The sequence below is a fragment of the Actinokineospora inagensis DSM 44258 genome (assembly GCF_000482865.1).
GTDB classification, from domain to species: Bacteria; Actinomycetota; Actinomycetes; order Mycobacteriales; family Pseudonocardiaceae; genus Actinokineospora; species Actinokineospora inagensis.
This window is the reverse complement of record NZ_AXWW01000015.1, coordinates 47948-63211: the sequence shown is the minus strand read 5'-3', so window position 1 is coordinate 63211 and position 15264 is coordinate 47948. Positions and strand designations below refer to the sequence as shown.

18 protein-coding genes are annotated in these 15264 nt (G+C 72.5%); 8 read left to right on the top strand and 10 right to left on the bottom strand.

Features of this window, described 5'->3' with window-relative positions; translation table 11 throughout:
• Nucleotides 1-9 precede the first annotated feature (9 nt).
• On the bottom strand, nucleotides 10-552 hold the full coding sequence (locus H504_RS41830; protein WP_026422011.1) for a hypothetical protein: 543 nt from the start codon (nucleotides 550-552) through the stop codon (nucleotides 10-12).
• Between the two features lie 170 nt (nucleotides 553-722).
• Here H504_RS41830 and H504_RS39480 point away from each other — a divergent pair, with 170 nt between their 5' ends.
• The gene (locus tag H504_RS39480) at nucleotides 723-1139 is read left to right on the top strand and encodes an anti-sigma factor antagonist (protein WP_169735330.1); all 417 of its coding nucleotides are present in this window, start codon (nucleotides 723-725) and stop codon (nucleotides 1137-1139) included.
• A 90-nt stretch (nucleotides 1140-1229) separates the two neighbouring features.
• Here the strand turns inward: H504_RS39480 and H504_RS38420 are convergent, their stop codons facing one another.
• Nucleotides 1230-1859 (bottom strand): hypothetical protein, encoded by a 630-nt coding sequence (locus H504_RS38420; protein WP_051385526.1) that lies wholly within the window; start codon nucleotides 1857-1859, stop codon nucleotides 1230-1232.
• 69 nt (nucleotides 1860-1928) lie between these two features.
• Entirely contained in the window at nucleotides 1929-3413 is a 1485-nt protein-coding gene (locus H504_RS0105765; protein ID WP_026422010.1) for a CYTH and CHAD domain-containing protein, read from the bottom strand.
• Nucleotides 3414-3490: 77 nt separating this feature from the next.
• Between H504_RS0105765 and H504_RS0105760 the strand changes: the two genes are divergently transcribed.
• Together H504_RS0105760 and H504_RS0105755 are read left to right on the top strand one after the other, a co-directional pair.
• Nucleotides 3491-4585: a carboxylate-amine ligase gene (locus tag H504_RS0105760; RefSeq protein WP_035303360.1), complete on the top strand. Its 1095-nt coding sequence runs from the start codon at nucleotides 3491-3493 to the stop codon at nucleotides 4583-4585.
• A 9-nt stretch (nucleotides 4586-4594) separates the two neighbouring features.
• Nucleotides 4595-4966, top strand: a complete 372-nt coding sequence (locus tag H504_RS0105755; protein WP_026422008.1) for a Vir family protein — start codon at nucleotides 4595-4597, stop codon at nucleotides 4964-4966.
• A 142-nt stretch (nucleotides 4967-5108) separates the two neighbouring features.
• Here the strand turns inward: H504_RS0105755 and H504_RS0105750 are convergent, their stop codons facing one another.
• On the bottom strand, nucleotides 5109-7013 hold the full coding sequence (locus H504_RS0105750; protein ID WP_026422007.1) for a SpoIIE family protein phosphatase: 1905 nt from the start codon (nucleotides 7011-7013) through the stop codon (nucleotides 5109-5111).
• Between the two features lie 3 nt (nucleotides 7014-7016).
• Between H504_RS0105750 and H504_RS0105745 the strand changes: the two genes are divergently transcribed.
• Nucleotides 7017-7406, top strand: a complete 390-nt coding sequence (locus H504_RS0105745; protein WP_157440234.1) for a hypothetical protein — start codon at nucleotides 7017-7019, stop codon at nucleotides 7404-7406.
• 23 nt (nucleotides 7407-7429) lie between these two features.
• Here the strand turns inward: H504_RS0105745 and H504_RS0105740 are convergent, their stop codons facing one another.
• From H504_RS0105740 to H504_RS0105730, 3 genes are read right to left on the bottom strand one after another with little or no spacing between them, the layout of a single operon-like run.
• Nucleotides 7430-7693 (bottom strand): DUF4235 domain-containing protein, encoded by a 264-nt coding sequence (locus H504_RS0105740; protein WP_026422005.1) that lies wholly within the window; start codon nucleotides 7691-7693, stop codon nucleotides 7430-7432.
• A gap of 3 nt (nucleotides 7694-7696) precedes the next feature.
• On the bottom strand, nucleotides 7697-7957 hold the full coding sequence (locus H504_RS0105735) for a DUF3618 domain-containing protein (RefSeq protein ID WP_026422004.1): 261 nt from the start codon (nucleotides 7955-7957) through the stop codon (nucleotides 7697-7699).
• Complete coding sequence (locus tag H504_RS0105730) at nucleotides 7954-8370, bottom strand: phage holin family protein (RefSeq protein ID WP_026422003.1); 417 nt, start codon at nucleotides 8368-8370, stop codon at nucleotides 7954-7956. Before H504_RS0105730 ends, H504_RS0105735 begins: the two co-directional genes overlap by 4 nt.
• A gap of 226 nt (nucleotides 8371-8596) precedes the next feature.
• On the opposite strand from H504_RS0105730, the gene H504_RS0105725 reads away from it, so the two are divergent.
• Together H504_RS0105725 and H504_RS0105720 are read left to right on the top strand one after the other, a co-directional pair.
• On the top strand, nucleotides 8597-8998 hold the full coding sequence (locus H504_RS0105725; RefSeq protein ID WP_026422002.1) for an ATP-binding protein: 402 nt from the start codon (nucleotides 8597-8599) through the stop codon (nucleotides 8996-8998).
• Nucleotides 8995-9792, top strand: coding sequence for a SigB/SigF/SigG family RNA polymerase sigma factor (locus H504_RS0105720; protein WP_026422001.1), 798 nt, complete (start codon nucleotides 8995-8997; stop codon nucleotides 9790-9792). Before H504_RS0105725 ends, H504_RS0105720 begins: the two co-directional genes overlap by 4 nt.
• Nucleotides 9793-9826: 34 nt before the next feature.
• Here the strand turns inward: H504_RS0105720 and H504_RS0105715 are convergent, their stop codons facing one another.
• Both H504_RS0105715 and H504_RS0105710 read right to left on the bottom strand, forming a co-directional pair.
• Nucleotides 9827-10105, bottom strand: coding sequence for a WhiB family transcriptional regulator (locus H504_RS0105715; protein ID WP_245614082.1), 279 nt, complete (start codon nucleotides 10103-10105; stop codon nucleotides 9827-9829).
• A 380-nt stretch (nucleotides 10106-10485) separates the two neighbouring features.
• The gene (locus tag H504_RS0105710) at nucleotides 10486-10848 is read right to left on the bottom strand and encodes an STAS domain-containing protein (RefSeq protein WP_026421999.1); all 363 of its coding nucleotides are present in this window, start codon (nucleotides 10846-10848) and stop codon (nucleotides 10486-10488) included.
• Nucleotides 10849-10983: 135 nt separating this feature from the next.
• Here H504_RS0105710 and H504_RS0105705 point away from each other — a divergent pair, with 135 nt between their 5' ends.
• Together H504_RS0105705 and H504_RS0105700 are read left to right on the top strand one after the other, a co-directional pair.
• Nucleotides 10984-11715, top strand: coding sequence for an HAD family hydrolase (locus tag H504_RS0105705; protein WP_026421998.1), 732 nt, complete (start codon nucleotides 10984-10986; stop codon nucleotides 11713-11715).
• Complete coding sequence (locus tag H504_RS0105700; protein WP_026421997.1) at nucleotides 11712-14114, top strand: glycoside hydrolase family 65 protein; 2403 nt, start codon at nucleotides 11712-11714, stop codon at nucleotides 14112-14114. Before H504_RS0105705 ends, H504_RS0105700 begins: the two co-directional genes overlap by 4 nt.
• A 3-nt stretch (nucleotides 14115-14117) precedes the next feature.
• Here H504_RS0105700 and H504_RS0105695 read toward each other — a convergent pair whose 3' ends face one another.
• The gene (locus H504_RS0105695) at nucleotides 14118-15203 is read right to left on the bottom strand and encodes an FAD-dependent oxidoreductase (protein WP_026421996.1); all 1086 of its coding nucleotides are present in this window, start codon (nucleotides 15201-15203) and stop codon (nucleotides 14118-14120) included.
• Between the last annotated feature and the right edge of the window lie 61 nt (nucleotides 15204-15264).

Genomic DNA, 15264 nt, shown 5'->3' with positions numbered 1-15264 from the left:
GGCGCGTCGTCAGAGGGATCCCTGCCTCGGCCGGAGGATGGTGGCCGGGTCGGCGTCCGGCGTGGCGAGCCAGCGGTGGAACGCCTCGGGGTGGCGACGCTCCATCTCGTCGAGGAAGCGCTGCCTGGTTCTTAGGATCACCGCGGCCTCTGTGGTGGTCGTGGCCGCGCGCAGCGAGTGCAGGGTTTCCTGCCACCGCGCGCACAGGCGTTGCGTGCTCTGCCCGCGACCGCCGCGCAACGGTATGGCCGCCACGGCGAGGGCGCCCACGATAGCGAAGGCCACCCACTCGACGAGCATGACGAGCCCGCTGATCCCCACCAGCGACCCGAAAATCAGCAACGACAACGAGATCGCGCCCGGATCGGGGTTCCCGTTGCCGGACAGCGCCGCCGACAGCGACAGCGCCAGGCACACCGCGGTGACCGCCAGGAAGAACAACGTCCACGTGCGCAGCAACACCACGCCCGAGCCGACACCCGTGAACACCGCGACGACCGCCAGCGCGAACCACGCAGCGCGGTAAGAGCGCACCAGACGCAGACGCAGCACGTGCCCTCCTCGACTCACTCGTGAGCTACCCCTGAGCGGACCCGCCCAACCCAGATCCTGCGACCTTCGGGCGAAGCCCGCCAGACATGCTTGCCCGGGGTGCCCGGTGCTCTATGCTTCGAAGACTCCCATGCACCTCCGCGCATTCGACCCCACGAACCGAGGCCGCCATGGCAGCCCGCACCCATTCCCCCGCCATCCCCCGCCCACGGCGCGCGGGCGTGCCGACCCCGACGGCATCCCTGGACCGGGTGAGCCGCTGGGCCAGCGTGGTCACCGTCCGCGGTGAGGTCGACCTGGTCACCGCCCCCGCCGTGCGCGAGACCCTGAACACCGCCCTGCGCGACCCGGACTTGCTACTGCTGGTGGTGGATCTGTCCCCAGTGGACTTCCTGGCCGCCGCCGGACTCGGGGTGCTGGTGGAGGTGCGCGACCGAGCACGGGCGCGGGCGGTCGACCTGCGGCTGGTCGCCACCGGGCGGGTGGTGCTGCGCCCCCTCGACGTCACGGGTCTGCGCCGCACCTTCCAGTTGCACGACCGGGTGGACACCCCGCTCGCCCGCTACGCGGACACCACTTCTCGTTAGCCCACAAGGGAAGGCGACCACCCGATCTCGGGTGGTCGCCTTCCCTTGTGCGATATCGGGGACGCTGCCTGTGCTGCCTGTGCTGCTTGTCTACCGCTCGGCGCGGCGGGCGACGGTCTCGGGGCCGAGGTTGGGCTGGGCCGCCCGGCGCTGCTGAACCGGGACCTCCTGGCCTGGGACCACCGAGGGCGGCAGCGTGCCGTCGGCGTTGGCCGGGACGGTGCCGATGCCGGGTTCGGCGCCGGGTGCGCGGGACAGCCGGGTCTCGGCGTTGCCCGGGGCGCGGGCGATGTCCTCGGAGTCGATGGCACCGCCCGTGGGCGCGGCAACCCCGGTGGGCGGGGTCGGCGGGTCAATGACGGCGTTCTGCGCGCGCTGCTTGGTCATGTTCTCCGCGTCCAGGCGGTCGCGGAGGCGGGTGAGGGCCTTGATGGCGATCGCGTGCGCGCCTGCAAGCAGGAGGAGGACCACGCCGAGCTTCCGGACGATGGCCATCAGCGCCGTGTCGCCACCGAGGTCGATGGCGGAGATCAGGGCGAGCACGCCGAGCACCGCGAAGTGGAACAGCACCGACACGAGCCGGGCCATGGAGCGGGCGGACTCGATCTCGCCGTAGGAGTCGGAGAGGTACCTCAGCCCGCTGCGGTAGATGATCTGGCCATCCACCAGGACGAGCGCTATGCCGAGGACCAGGAACAAGACGTACGTGCTGTCGTCCACGATGGGCCCCTTTTCCGCATACAGCCGGTCACGGTTGGGTGTACCCCGGTGACCGGCCCGCGAAACGGCTCAGCGCAGCCAGCGCGGCGGCCGGACCCCCAGCAGCGACTTCCACTCCCGGGTGAACCGCCGCTCGGCCTGCTCGGCGCGGTGGCCCTGGCGGGCGTGCAGCAGGCCGTAGGTGAAGCCGTTGTCCCCGGCGAGGTGGGCGCGGATACCCAGGTCGCGCAGGGCGCCCCGGGCGACGACGGCGTCCTGGTGGGTGCCGAGCGCGGACTGCGCCTTCTTGACCTTGCGGCGCCAGCGGTCCAGCTTCCCGCCGAACACCGGGGCGACCGCCTCGGCGGTGTACCGGGCCTTCTTCGCGTCCTTGCGAGCCTGGTGCAACGCGGCGTCGCGGTCGTCGGCCGCGTCGATGGCGGCGACGGACGCGGCGAACTCACGCCACGCACGGCGCACCGGACGCCGCAGCTCCCGCACGGCCGGGTGACCGGCCCGCTCGGTCACCGGCGGCTCGTCGAGGAAACCGTCGAGATCCGCCAACAGGGCCAGGTGGCGGTCACTGTCCAAAGCGGACAGAAGCGCCGTCCTGGCGTCGGCGGCGGCCCGGCTCAGCTCGGCGTCGATCCGCGCCGGGACGGCGCCGAGGACGTCCTCCACCGGCAACCGGTGCACGTCCGCGTCCAGTTCCCCGGCGAGCACCTCGGCATCACGCGCCGGGGAAGCCGCCGCCCCGAGCCACTTCAGCTCGTCCCGCAACGCGTTGACCCTGGCGGAATCGAACAACGGCCGGAACGCGCGCAACGCGCTGCGCGACCGTCGGCACGCGACCCGGAACTGGTGCACGGCGTCGTCGGTGTCGAGTCGGACGCCGGTGTCGTGCGCGCGCAACGCGTCGGCCTGCGCGCGCAGGTAGGTGAGGGCGACCTCGCCCGCCGTCGGGTTGGCAGGCAGGGAAACCGGCTTGCGCGGCCGTGCCCGGTCGCCGAGGGCGCGGGCGAGCTTCGAGGTGGACTTGGCCGGTTTCGCGCCGAGAGCGGTGCCGACGGCGGCGAGCACGTCCAGGTCGGTGGCCTCGATCTCCAGTTCGCGCCAGGCGTGCGGCTCGGCGTCCAGCGGGTGCGCGGTCACCCGGTCGTCGGCGAGCAGGGCGATGGTGGTGCCGTCCGCGCCCTTCAACTCCCACTCGTCACGCTCAGTGGTGATCCGCACCACCGGTTCGAGCGGGGCGCCCAGGGTGTGCGAACGGACCAGGGCGGCCAGGTCGGCGGGCACCTTGGTCTTCGCGCTGCTCAGCGGCACCCGGATCTCGTCGCGCACGTGCGGGGCGACGGGCAGTTTGGCGTGCCAGCCCGCGTCGTCCCCACCGGTCCGCCTGCGCAGGGTGATGCCCGCGCGGGCCAACCGCAGGTCGACAGTGTCGAAGTAGGTCGCGTCGAGGTCCGAGCGGCGGGGACCGGCGAAGCTGCGCACCGGCCCGGTCGCCAGATCGGGCAACGCGAAGTCGGCGGGGGCCTCGTACTTGCGTTCGGTCTCGCGCACTCGGGTAGCCATCCCTCAACTATTACACCGCGTGGCCGGGCCTGCGCCTGGGTACTAAGTGGGCAGTGGGGACACATCGAGGAGGCCTGTTGTCCGGACAACCTGAGCTGACGGTCGGGGTCGAGGAGGAGTTCTTCCTCGTCGGACCGGATGGCGGGCTGGTGAACCAGGGGCCGGAGGCGGTCGCCGACGCCACCGGCGTCGACCTGAAGCCGGAGCTGCTGCGGTGCCAGGTCGAGTCGGCGACCGGGGTGCTGCGCACGGCCGACGACATCCGCGGCGAGCTGGTCGAACTGCGCGGCCTGTTGGCCAAGGGCGCGGCGGACCAGGGAGCGGCGCTGATCGCGTCCGGCACCGCGCCGCACCCGCAGCCGGAGATCTCGGTGATCGGGCCGGGCACCCGCTACAACCGGATCGCCCGGCACATCGGGTCGTTCATCGCCAGCGACGTCACCTGCGGGTGCCACGTGCACGTGGGGGTCGAGGACCGGGCGGCCGGGCTGCGGGTGGCGAACCACCTGCGGCCGTGGCTGCCCGCCCTGCTCGCCTGGTCGGCCAACTCGCCCTTCCACGGCGGCGTCGACACCGGGTACGCCTCGACCCGGCACGTGCTGTGGAACCGGTGGCCGACCGCGGGGCCGCCGCCGTACGTGTCGTCTTTGGCCGAGTACGAGGAGATCGTGGCGGGGCTGCTCGCGACGGGCGCGGCGATGGATCGCAAGATGGTCTACTGGGAGGTGCGCCCCTCGGAGGCCCAGCCGACGGTGGAGGTGCGCATCCCGGACGTGCTGGGGACCGTGCAGGAAGCCACCTTCATCGCCGTCCTCGTGCGGTTGCTGGTGTCGGACGCGCTGCGCGGAGATCCCGACCCGGTGCCGACGGAGATCATCCGGGCCGCGTCGTGGCGGGCCGCGCGCGGCGGTCGGTCGGCGTCGGTGCCGGACCCGCGGCTGCGCACCCTGCGGGAGGCGACGGCGGTGGTCGGCGACCTCATCCGCGACCACACAGACGACCTGCGCGCCTCCGGCGAACTGGACTTCATGCGGGCCACCGCGACCTGGCTGGACCACCACGGCGACGGCGCGCACCGGCAGCGGGAGGCGTTCGAACGCGCCGGGAACATCGACGACGTGACCAGGATGCTGGCCGAGCAGACGAGTTTGTCGCGGACCACCGAGGGGTAGCACCGGGGCATGGACGGCTACCGCACCGAAAGCCAGACCGAGTCCCTCGACGAGGACAACCTCCGGGTGGACCCGCTGGAGGAGGGCATCGAGCCACCCGAACACTGGGCGGAGGCGAACCGGTTCGGCATGACCCCGGCCGAGGCGCGCGCGGGCGAGGACCTCGACCACCGGCTGGCCGAGGAAGAACCGGACGTCACGGTCGACGACCTTCCCGGCCCGGACAGCCCGCTGGCGGAACTGGACGACCGGATCGACGAGCAGACCACTGTGGACACCCCGCCCGAACCCACGCACCCGCGGCACACCGACGCCGAACTGCGCGGCCAAGCCGCCGATGAGGCAGGCGGCTCAGTCGCCGACGCCCTACGCGAGGGCTGACGCGCTACCACCCCAGTGGTGGTCGCCCAGTAGGCGGCGGTACAACTGTTGTCCGACAACAGGTTCATCTTCGGCACCGGGCTGACCCCGGGTGAACGGCCGCTCAAGCCGACATTCTCCGCTCCATGACCACGCGCGCGGATCAGTCCTGCTCGGCGACCGGCAGCACTTGGTCGAGTCCGCTGGCGATGAGGGCGGCCGCCGCTGGGCTGGCGGGGGCGGCGATCAGGGTAAGAGTGCGGCCGGCGGCGCGGAGGTCGGCTGCCTGTTCATAGAGGACGCGGAGGGCAGCGCTGGCGAGGAGGTCCACTCCATCCAGGACGAGGACGCAGGTGCCGACTCCGCTGCGGGCCGCTTCCTGGAGGGCGGCGCGGAGTTCGCCCGCGTTGGACGAGTCCACCACGCCGGAGGCCAGGACCCGGACCGTGGCGCCGGTGGACTCGGTTTTCACCGAGATCGTGTGCGGCACCGGGGCGTGGTCGGCCAGGCCGAACTCGGGCAGGGGCACCGGGGGCCTGCGCACGGTTCGTCGCATGTGGACGGTGGTGCCGTTGTCGGCGGCGTCGACCGACAGTTCGTCGCTGCATTCGCGCATCATCAGCATGCCGCGACCGCGGTAAGGGCTCCGTTCGACGGGTTCGCGCCAGATGCCGTTGTCGGACACCGTGACCTCGACGCCGCCGATGCCGTCGAGTTCGCCGAGGACGGTCACGGTGCCGGTGTAGTCGCGGTAGCCGTGTTCGATGGAGTTGGTGACCGCCTCGACCACGCACAGGGCGATGGCGGTGCGGTCGTCGCGGTGCACGGACAGCGCGTCGAGCCACCGGTTGAGTTCGCGGTGGACGACGGCGAGTTGGTCCGCGGTGCCCGGTAGCGCCAAGTCCAGGGTGGGCGCGGGGTCGGTGAGCACGGTGGCGGCGAGGACGCTGACATCGTCACGGGAGGTCTGGTTGTCGACCATGACTGCCACGGCCGCGCACAACCGCTCTGGCAGGTCCCGGGGTTCCACGCCGAGCGACGCGACGTGGGCGACGCACTCGGCGAGCCGGTCGCGGGCGTCGTGGTAGCCCCGGCCGGGGGCCTCGATGACACCGTCGGAGTAGAAGACCAGCGTCTCCCCGGGGCTCAGGGTGGAGTACGACACCGGCGTGTCCCGCCCGCCGAACGCCAGCGGCGGGCCGATCGGACCTTCGAGGAAGCTCGGGACACCGTCAGCGCCCAACAACAACGGCCGCGGGTGGCCCCTGCTGCCGTACTCCAGTACGCGGGTGAGTCGGTCGAGCACTGCCACACACACCGACGACCCTCGGGCTTCCGACGACATGCGTGCCACGGTGTCCAACGCGTGCAGCACCTCGGTCACCGTGCCGCCTCGCACCAGGCGTTCGGCCGCGACCGCGCGAAGCTGCCCCATGGCACCGGACGCGATGGGTCCGTGGCCCACGACGTCACCGAGCACGAACCCGAGGCGGTCACCGGGCATCGGGACCACGTCGTACCAGTCGCCGCCCGCGGTCAGCCACTCCCCCGCCGGGACGTACGCCGCGCTCAGACCGAGGTCGGGCAGCAGCGGCAGGCCCGTTGGCAGCAGGCTGGTCTGCAACTGGAGGACCACCCTGCGCTCGGCGGCCAGCCGTTCGCGCGCGTCGGCGGCCTCGGCCTCGGCGGCCCGGCGGCGCCGTACGGGCTCGGTGACGTCGATGCCGTGCGCGATCAGCACCGGGGTGCCGTCCGCGGCGAACGCGCGCACCACGCTGTAGGTGAAGTACCGCTCCACCAGCTCACCGGTGCCGGTCGCGTCGACCTCGACCCGGCGCTCGGCGCCCAACTGCGGCTCCCCGGTCAGCGCGACCTGGTCCAGCAGCTCGAACACCTGCTGGCCCGCCGCCTCGGGCACCGCGTCCCGGATCGGGGTGCCGATCAGCCCCGGCCGGTCGCCGACGCTGGCCCTGGCCAACCGGTTCGCGGCCAGCACGCGGTGGTCCGGCCCGGCGAACATCCACAGGATGGTGGGCGCGAACTCGAAGCCGACCGACTCGGGGTCCATGACGTGCAGCTCCGTGCCCCCTCACGCCACCCGGTGCCGGTCGACGACGCGGTACGCCCGGCCGTCCCGCCGGTCAGCCTCTACCCGGCGCCGATCCCACGCAACACCGACGGCGAACGGACCAACGGAATCCGGCGGACGGGTGTGGTGGGCACCCGGGTTGGATACCCGCCGGGCGTGACCCAGGATCACCGAACAGACACGAAAAGCGACAACGACAACAACAGCGACAACACGGATCTGGAGACCGCGGACGCGCAGGACGCCCGCAAGACCGACGACCTGGCCGACCGGAGCAGCGCGCCGATCGAGGACTACGCCCGCAAGCAGACCGTCGAACCCATCTCGGTCGAGCGGGTCACCGCGGACGCCGACGACCAGAGCGCGGACTGACCGGTGGGCGCGGCCCGACCGGCTCAGTCCTCGTCCAGGTGCTTCCCGGTCAGCCTGCGGAAGCCCTTGGCGCCCGCCCGGTCCACGCTCGCCTTGACCACGCCGAAGATCGCGCCCTGCAGCAGCGCGGCGAGCAGGACCTCGCGGGTGGAGTGGTCCGGGGAGGTCGCCTCGGGTGGTTCGTCGTCGCCGGACACCGTGCGCCACGCCCGCTTGAACACCGTGCCCGCGAGCAGGCCACCGAGAACGCTGATGAGCAGGCTGAGCGGTCGGTACAGCAGCCGCACGGCTCACCTCCCCCGCCGGACCAGCAGGGCGACCACGGCCGCGACGACGACGGCGGCGATGGCCGCGACCGGCACCGGGTTGCGGCGCACGACCACGACCGCCTCACCCGCCCGCTCCAGGGCCTGCTCGGTCTTCTGCCCGATCTTCTCGCCGACCCGGTGCCGCACGTCGGCCTTGGCGGCCAGCGCGTCGACGGTGTCGGCGAGTTCCTCGCGGGTCTGCTCGATCTCCTCGCGCAACTCCCGTTGGCCGGGCCGGTTCATCGGTGCGCTCCTTCCTTCACGGCCTCGATGTCGCGGCGGGTGCTGTCGATCGCCTGCTCCGGGATGGGTGGGGTCGCGCGCCGCACGCTCCTGGCCGCCCAACCGGCCAGGCCCGCCGCGACCACGAGCAACACCCCCGCCACGACCAGCGCCGCCGCCCACACCGGCCACACCACCGCCAGTCCGGCGACCGCGGCGGCCACCAGGGTCCCGACGGCGAACCAGACGAGCACCCCGGCCGTCCCGCCCAGGGCGGCACCGAGGCCGGCCTGCTTGCCCTTGTCGCGCAGCTCGGCCTTGGCCAGCGCCAGTTCGTCGCGCACCAGCCGGGACACCTGCTCGCCGAGCTTGCCGACGAGTTCACCGGTGGTCGGCTCGCGCGCGCTCACATCGCTCGTTCCCGTGCGGTTCATGCCGCTGGGCTACCCAGGACCACGTGCGGTTACTCCTGTGCCCCCACCCCCTGGGAACGACGCGGGGCAGCTACAGAGGTGTGGGAGTCGGCAGGCTGGGTAACCGGCCCGAGTGACCTCACCGCGACCCCACCGCCTGGATCGGGCCTCGACCGCCCCCACCTCGTCGCGGAAGGGCAGATCGGTTCGCGGCACCTGGAGATCCACCGGACACAGGAGTGAGGACATGCGCGCGAACCCGGGTGAGCTGGTCGACCTCCGCGTGGACGCGACCCTGGCCCAACTGTCGCTGGTGCGCACCGTCTCCGCCGCCGTGGCCATCCGCCGCGACTACGACATGGACTCCGTGGCCGACCTGCGGCTGCTGGTGGACGAGGCGTGCACGCTGCTGCTGGCACGGGCCCTGCCGTTCGGGTCGCTGACCGTGCGCTTCGACGTGGGCCGCGACGAGGTCACCGTGCGCTGCTCGGTCCAGGTCCTCGACGAGGCGCCGCCCACGCGGTCCGGGCTGGGCTGGTCGCTGCTCGGCGCGCTGGCCGAGTCGCTGAGCTGCGAGGTGCACCCCGGGGAGGTCTTCGCCGACCTGGTGATCGAGTTCCGGATGGCGCGAAGGACGGCCGACGCGTGACGCAGACGCACTTGGCGGGCTGGACCCGGCGGGCGGACAACACCGGGTACGCGCACCTCACCCCGTCGCTGGTCGAGTTCGGCGCGCTGGCCGCCGACGACCCCTGTCGACACCGGCTGCGCGACGAACTGGTCACCGGGTTCCTCCCGATCGCCCAACACGTCGCCCAGCGCTTCGCCAACCGCGGCGAGCCCTACGACGACCTGCTGCAGGTCGCCACGGTCGGGCTGATCAACGCGGTGGACCGGTTCGACGCCGACCGCGGCGCCGACTTCCTGTCCTTCGCCGTCCCCACGGTCATGGGCGAGGTGCGCAGACACTTCCGGGACACCGGCTGGTCGGTGCGGGTACCGCGCAGGCTCAAGGAACTGCACCTGAGCATCGCCGCGGCCACCGCGGACATGGCGCAGCGCATCGGCCGCGCGCCCACCCCGCGCGAACTCGCGGCGCGGCTGGAACTCCCGGTGGAGGACATCTACGCGGGCCTGGAAGCGGGCGCCGGATACCGGAGCCGCTCCCTGGACGAGGTCCTGGGCCCCGACGAGGACACGAAGTCCATGGGCGACCGCATCGGGGTGGAGGACAAGGCACTCGCGGGCGTGGAGTACCACGAGACGCTCAAACCGCTGCTGGCCCGACTGCCCGACCGCGAACGGCGCATCCTGCTGCTGCGCTTCTACGGGAACCTGACGCAGAGCCAGATCGCCGAACAGATCGGCCTGTCCCAGATGCACGTCTCCCGCCTGCTGACCAAGACCCTTACCCTCCTCCGCGAAGCCATGATCGAAGAGTAAGGGCCCGCAGCGTGGTGTCCGGTGGATCGTGCCGTTACACCGGGGCTTGGACTTGGCAGCGTTGGCGGGCGCGGCGGCGGAGTTCGGCGCGTTCGTGTTCGTCGAGGCCGCCCCAGACGCCGTAGGGCTCGGCGGTGCGCAGGGCGTGGTCGCGGCAGCGGCGCAGGACCGGGCAGGACGAGCACACCTGCTTGGCCGCGCGGACCCGGCGGTCCCGGGCCCTGCCCCGCTCGTTGTCGGGGCTGAAGAAGCGCTCGGTCGGCACCGAACGGCAGGCGCCGCGGGTCTGCCACGGCTCGATCGCGATACTCACGCCCTGCGCGATACCCGGTGGCGGTCGGGGGGAAACGCCCGCGTTAGCGGGACCCCCAAGCCACGCTGGGTGATCAACTGGCGACGGGGCGGGCGACCCGGGGTGGCCGCCGACCGGACTGGGGTGGGGGGTTGTCCGGTCGGCGGCTGGGTGTCGCACACGGGGGCGGACGGGAGTGCGTCCAGCGTGTTGGGGGGAACACCAGCCGGGAAACGTCCGCGCCCGTTCCCCCGTGGCGACATCCGGTCCAACGAGCGGACCGCCCCGTGCGTTCCCGACTGGAGGTGGCGTTGGTCACTCTCCGGAGTAACCCCGCGGTAACCGATAAAGACCCGTTGTCCGGTCGGCCCGCGCGTCGACCCAGCCCGCAGGCGTGTCGACTAGCCCGCCAGCGCGTCGGCGACGCTGGCGCGCAACTCCAGCACCTCGGACAGGCCGCTGATCTCCAGCACCCTGGCCGCCATCGACTCGCCGACCACCAGCCGGAACCGGATGCCGCGCTCGTCGGCGCGCTCGGCGGCCCTGGCCAGGTTCGCCACCGCGGCCGAGCCGAAGAAGGACACCCGGTCCAGGTCGACCACCACCAGCCGGGCACCGCCGTCGACGGCGGCGGCCATGCCCTGGGCGAACCGGGGCGCGGTGAGCAGGTCGATCTCGCCCGCCGGGCGGACCACGACGGCCCCGTCCGGGTGCTCGTCCAAGGCGACGTCGAGCAGCGGCGGCGGGGTCGTTGCGTCGGGCATGCGGGCATTCTCCCAGTCGCGGCGCGTCAGCGGCAGCGTGAACCACGTCGGGTCCCACCCGGGCGCGGCGGATTCGCCCGGGTGGACCCGCCTGGTCGACCTGCCCGGCCGCCGCGCCGCCGGTAGCGTTCAGGCATGATCGGTCTGCCCGACGGAGTCCGCGCCTGCCTGTTCGACCTCGACGGCGTGCTGACCAGTACCGCGACCCTGCACGAGATCGCCTGGAAGCAGACTTTCGACGCGTTCCTCGCCGGTCGCCACGACGGTGACACGTCCCCGTTCACCCAGCACGACTACAACGCCTACGTCGACGGCCGACCGCGCGCCGACGGGGTGCGCACCTTCCTGTCCGCGCGCGGGGTCCGGCTGCCCGAGGGAAGCGCGGACGACCCACCGGACGCGGAGACGGTCAACGGGGTCGGCAACCGCAAGAACGAGGCGCTGCTCAAGCTGATCGACGAGCGCGGTGTCACCCCTTACCCCGGTTCGGTCGCTTACCTCGACGCGGCCAAGGCGGCCGGGTTGAAGATCGCGGTGGTGACCTCGTCGGCCAACGGGGAGCACGTGCTGGCGGTGGCCGACCTGACCCGGTACGTCCAGGCCAGGGTGGACGGGATCACGATCACCGAGCGGCGGTTGCGCGGCAAACCGGCCCCGGACTCGTTCCTGGCCGGGGCACGGGCGCTCGACGTCGACCCCGGCGAGGCGGCGGTGTTCGAGGACGCCCTCTCGGGGGTGCAGGCCGGGCGCGCGGGCGGGTTCGGCTACGTCGTCGGCGTCAACCGGGCCGACCAGGCCGAGCAGTTGCGCGAACACGGGGCGGACGTGGTGGTCGACGACCTGGCGGACCTGTTGGAGGACCGGTGAGCGGCGGGTTCGACCTGGCGCCGTGGGAGCTGCGGTGGACCGGGCTCGCGGTGGACCAGTTGCACCGGACGGAATCGGTGTTCGCGCTGTCCAACGGGCACGTGGGGCTGCGCGGGTCGCTCGACGAGGGTGAGCCGGTGGGGCTGCCGGGCAGTTACCTCAACGGGTTCTACGAGGCGCACGCGCTGCCCTACGCGGAGGCCGGGTACGGCTACCCGGAGGCCGGGCAGACCGTGGTGAACGTGACCGACGGCAAGATCATCCGGCTGCTGGTCGAGGACGAGCCGCTGGACATGCGGTACGGGCGGGCGCTGGAACACCACCGGGCGCTGGACTTCCGCACCGGGGTGCTCAGCCGGGACACGCTGTGGGAGTCGCCGACCGGGCGGCGGGTGCGGGTGCGGACGCGGCGGCTCGTGTCGTTCACCCAGCGCGCGGTGGCCGCGATCCGCTATGAGGTCGAGCCGGTCGCCGCGGACGACGGCGGGCCGCGGCCGACGCAACTGGTGGTGCAGTCGGACCTGCTGGCCAACGAGCCGATCGAGTCCGCGACCCGGGACCCGCGGGTGGCGGCCGCGTTGAAGGCGCCGCTGGCGACCGAGTCGTACCGCTGCGAGGGGACCCGGGCCGTGCTGGTGCACCGCACCCGGGAGTCCGGGCTGCGGATCGCGGCGGGCATGGACCACGACGTCGACGACACACCCGGTCTGCGCGCCGAGATCTCCGCCGAGGCCGACCTGGCCCGGCTGACCCTGGCCGCCGACATCCCGTTGGGCGGGGTGTTGGGGCTGACCAAGTACATCGGCTACGGCTGGTCGAGCTCCCGGTCCGGCCCGGCGCTGCGCGCGCAGGTGGAGGCGGCGCTGGCCGGGGCGCGGCAGACCGGGTGGGACGGGCTGCTGGCCGAGCAGGAGGAGTTCCTGGCGGACTTCTGGGAGTCGGCCGACGTCGAGGTCGACGGGGACGACGAGCTGCAGCAGGCGATCCGGCTCGGGCTGTTCCACATCCTGCAGGCCGGGGCGCGCGGCGAGAGCCGGGCCATCCCGGGCAAGGGCCTGACCGGACCGGGCTACGACGGTCACGCGTTCTGGGACACCGAGACGTTCGTGCTGCCGGTGCTGACGTACACGATGCCGGAGGCGGCGCGGGACGCGTTGCGGTGGCGGCACGCGACGCTGCCGCTGGCCCAGGAGCGGGCCAGGGTGCTGGCCAAGCGGGGCGCGGCGTTCCCGTGGCGGTCGATCAACGGGCAGGAGTGCTCGGCGTACTGGCCCGCGGGGACGGCGGCGTTCCACGTCAGCGCCGACATCGCCGACGCCGTCGCCCGCTACCACGCGGCCACCCAGGACACCGAGTTCGACGCCGAGGCGGGCACGGAGCTGCTGGTGGAGACGGCGCGGCTGTGGTGGTCGCTGGGCCACCACGACCCGCACGACGGGTTCCGCATCGACGGCATCACCGGCCCGGACGAGTACTCGGCGGTGGTGGACAACAACGTCTACACGAACCTGATGGCGCAGAAGAACTTCACCGAGGCCATCGCCGCCTGCGAACGCAACCCCGAGGTGGCGCGGCGGTTGGGCGTCACCGCAACGGAGACCGACCAGTGGCGGGTGGCCGCCGAGCGCATGCGCGTCCCGTACGACGACCTGCTCCAGGTGCACCAGCAGGCCGAGGGGTTCACCGCGCACGAGGAATGGGACTTCGAGAACACCCCGGGCGAGAACTACCCGCTGCTGCTGAACTACCCGTACTTCGAGCTGTACCGGCGGCAGGTCGTCAAGCAGGCCGACCTGGTGCTGGCGCTGCACCTGCGCGGCGAGGTGTTCACGTTGGAGCAGAAGGCCCGCGACTTCGCCTACTACGAGGCCAGGACGGTGCGGGACTCGTCGCTGTCCGCGGGCACCCAGTCGGTGATCGCCGCGGAGTGCGGGCACATGGACCTCGCCTACGCCTACCTGGCCGAAGCGGCCCTGACCGACCTGAACGACCTGCACAACAACGTCGCCAACGGCCTGCACATGGCCTCGCTGGCGGGCGCGTGGCAGGCGATCGTCGCCGGTCTCGGCGGCATGCGCGACCACGGCGGCGCCCTCACCTTCGCCCCCCGGCTCCCGTCCGCGCTGACCAGGGTCGCGTTCCGGATGTGCTTCCGCGGCAGCCGGATCCAGGTCGAGATCACCGCCGACCAGGCCACCTACCGCCTCATCGCGGGCGACCCGGTGCACACCACCCACCACGGCACCGAGGTCGTGATCGACGGCGAGGTGACCCTGGGCATCCCGGCCCCACCCGAGTTCCCCACCCCATCCGCCCCGGCGGGCCGCGAACCCCGCCGCCGCACCAAGGCAGGCGGCTCCCGCGAGATGACCACACCAACCCCGGCCCCACAGGCATAGGCACTAGGCGAACATCGCGAGCAGGCGCCGCGGCGCGTCGTCGTCGAAGCAGACGATGCGGAAGATGTCCACGCCCTCGGCGGCCGTTTCGGCGCTGCGCGGGAAAAGGGCCTGCTCGTACTGGGTCAGCGCGGCCTCGACGTCGTCGCCGTGCTCGGCGATCGCCCGACCGAGCTCGGCGCCGTCGAACATGGCCAGGTTCGCGCCTTCCCCGGACGGCGGCATCAGGCGGGCGGCGTCGCCGATGAGGGTCACCCCGGGCACGCGGTCCCAGCAGTGGTCCAACGGGAGCGTGGTGATGGGCCGCAGCACGCGCGGCGGCTCGCCCTCGGTGATCAACGCGGTGAGCTCGGGCGCCCACCCGTCGAACTCCTTCGCCACACGGGCGGGGCTGATGTCGTCGAACCAGTCGCGCGGCTTGGTCAGTTGCACGTAGGCGTGCAGGGTGCCGTTGCTTTCGCGGTGGGCCTGGATTCCCTTGCCGGGGGCGAGCGCGAACATCGAACCGCCGCCCACGGCTTTCGCGGTGGTGGGATGGCGGGTGTCGCTGTCGTGGAGGTAGGTCTCGATGTAGGAGGTGCCGACGTACTCGGGGGTGGCGTCGGAGAGCAGTGCGCGGACTCGGGACCACGCCCCGTCCGCGCCGACCAGTAGGTCCGTGGTGACGGTGGCGCCGTTGGCGAAGGTCAGCTCGTGGTCCCGGACGCCGGTGACCTTGTGCCCCCAGCGGACGGTGTGGTCGGGCAGGGACTCGAGCAGGATTCGCCGGAGCTCACCGCGGTGCACCTCGGGTCGGGACCCTGTGCCGTCGTCGGGCTCGTCGAACAGGACAGTGCCGTCGCGGTCGAGGATCCGCATGGCCTCGTGGCCGTGCAGGATGATGCTGCGGAACTCGTCGACCAAGTCGGCCGCTTCGAGCGCCCGTTGGCCGTTGTGCTCGTGGATGTCGAGCATGCCCCCTTGCGTGCGCGCCGTCGGCGAGTCCTCCGCCTCGTAGACAGTGGCCGCGATGCCGTTGATGTGCAGCACGCGCGCCAACGTGAGGCCACCGAGCCCACCGCCGACGATCGTGACCGGGGTGCTGCGCATGGCCGACTCCTTCCGGATCGCGTCCCCGGATCGTCGCACGGCACCGGGGACCACGCCGGGA

Excerpts from the sequence above, each read along its gene's own strand:
- H504_RS39480 (WP_169735330.1), top strand. The coding sequence starts at position 723 with ATGGCAGCCCGCACCCATTCCCCCGCCATCCCCCGCCCACGGCGCGCG.
- H504_RS0105750 (WP_026422007.1), bottom strand. The coding sequence starts at position 7,013 with ATGGACCCCGAGTCGGTCGGCTTCGAGTTCGCGCCCACCATCCTGTGG.
- H504_RS0105755 (WP_026422008.1), top strand. The coding sequence starts at position 4,595 with ATGGACGGCTACCGCACCGAAAGCCAGACCGAGTCCCTCGACGAGGAC.
- H504_RS0105735 (WP_026422004.1), bottom strand. The coding sequence starts at position 7,957 with ATGAACCGGCCCGGCCAACGGGAGTTGCGCGAGGAGATCGAGCAGACC.
- H504_RS0105730 (WP_026422003.1), bottom strand. The coding sequence starts at position 8,370 with ATGAACCGCACGGGAACGAGCGATGTGAGCGCGCGCGAGCCGACCACC.
- H504_RS0105725 (WP_026422002.1), top strand. The coding sequence starts at position 8,597 with ATGCGCGCGAACCCGGGTGAGCTGGTCGACCTCCGCGTGGACGCGACC.
- H504_RS0105765 (WP_026422010.1), bottom strand. The coding sequence starts at position 3,413 with ATGGCTACCCGAGTGCGCGAGACCGAACGCAAGTACGAGGCCCCCGCC.
- H504_RS0105705 (WP_026421998.1), top strand. The coding sequence starts at position 10,984 with ATGATCGGTCTGCCCGACGGAGTCCGCGCCTGCCTGTTCGACCTCGAC.
- H504_RS0105710 (WP_026421999.1), bottom strand. The coding sequence starts at position 10,848 with ATGCCCGACGCAACGACCCCGCCGCCGCTGCTCGACGTCGCCTTGGAC.
- H504_RS0105695 (WP_026421996.1), bottom strand. The coding sequence starts at position 15,203 with ATGCGCAGCACCCCGGTCACGATCGTCGGCGGTGGGCTCGGTGGCCTC.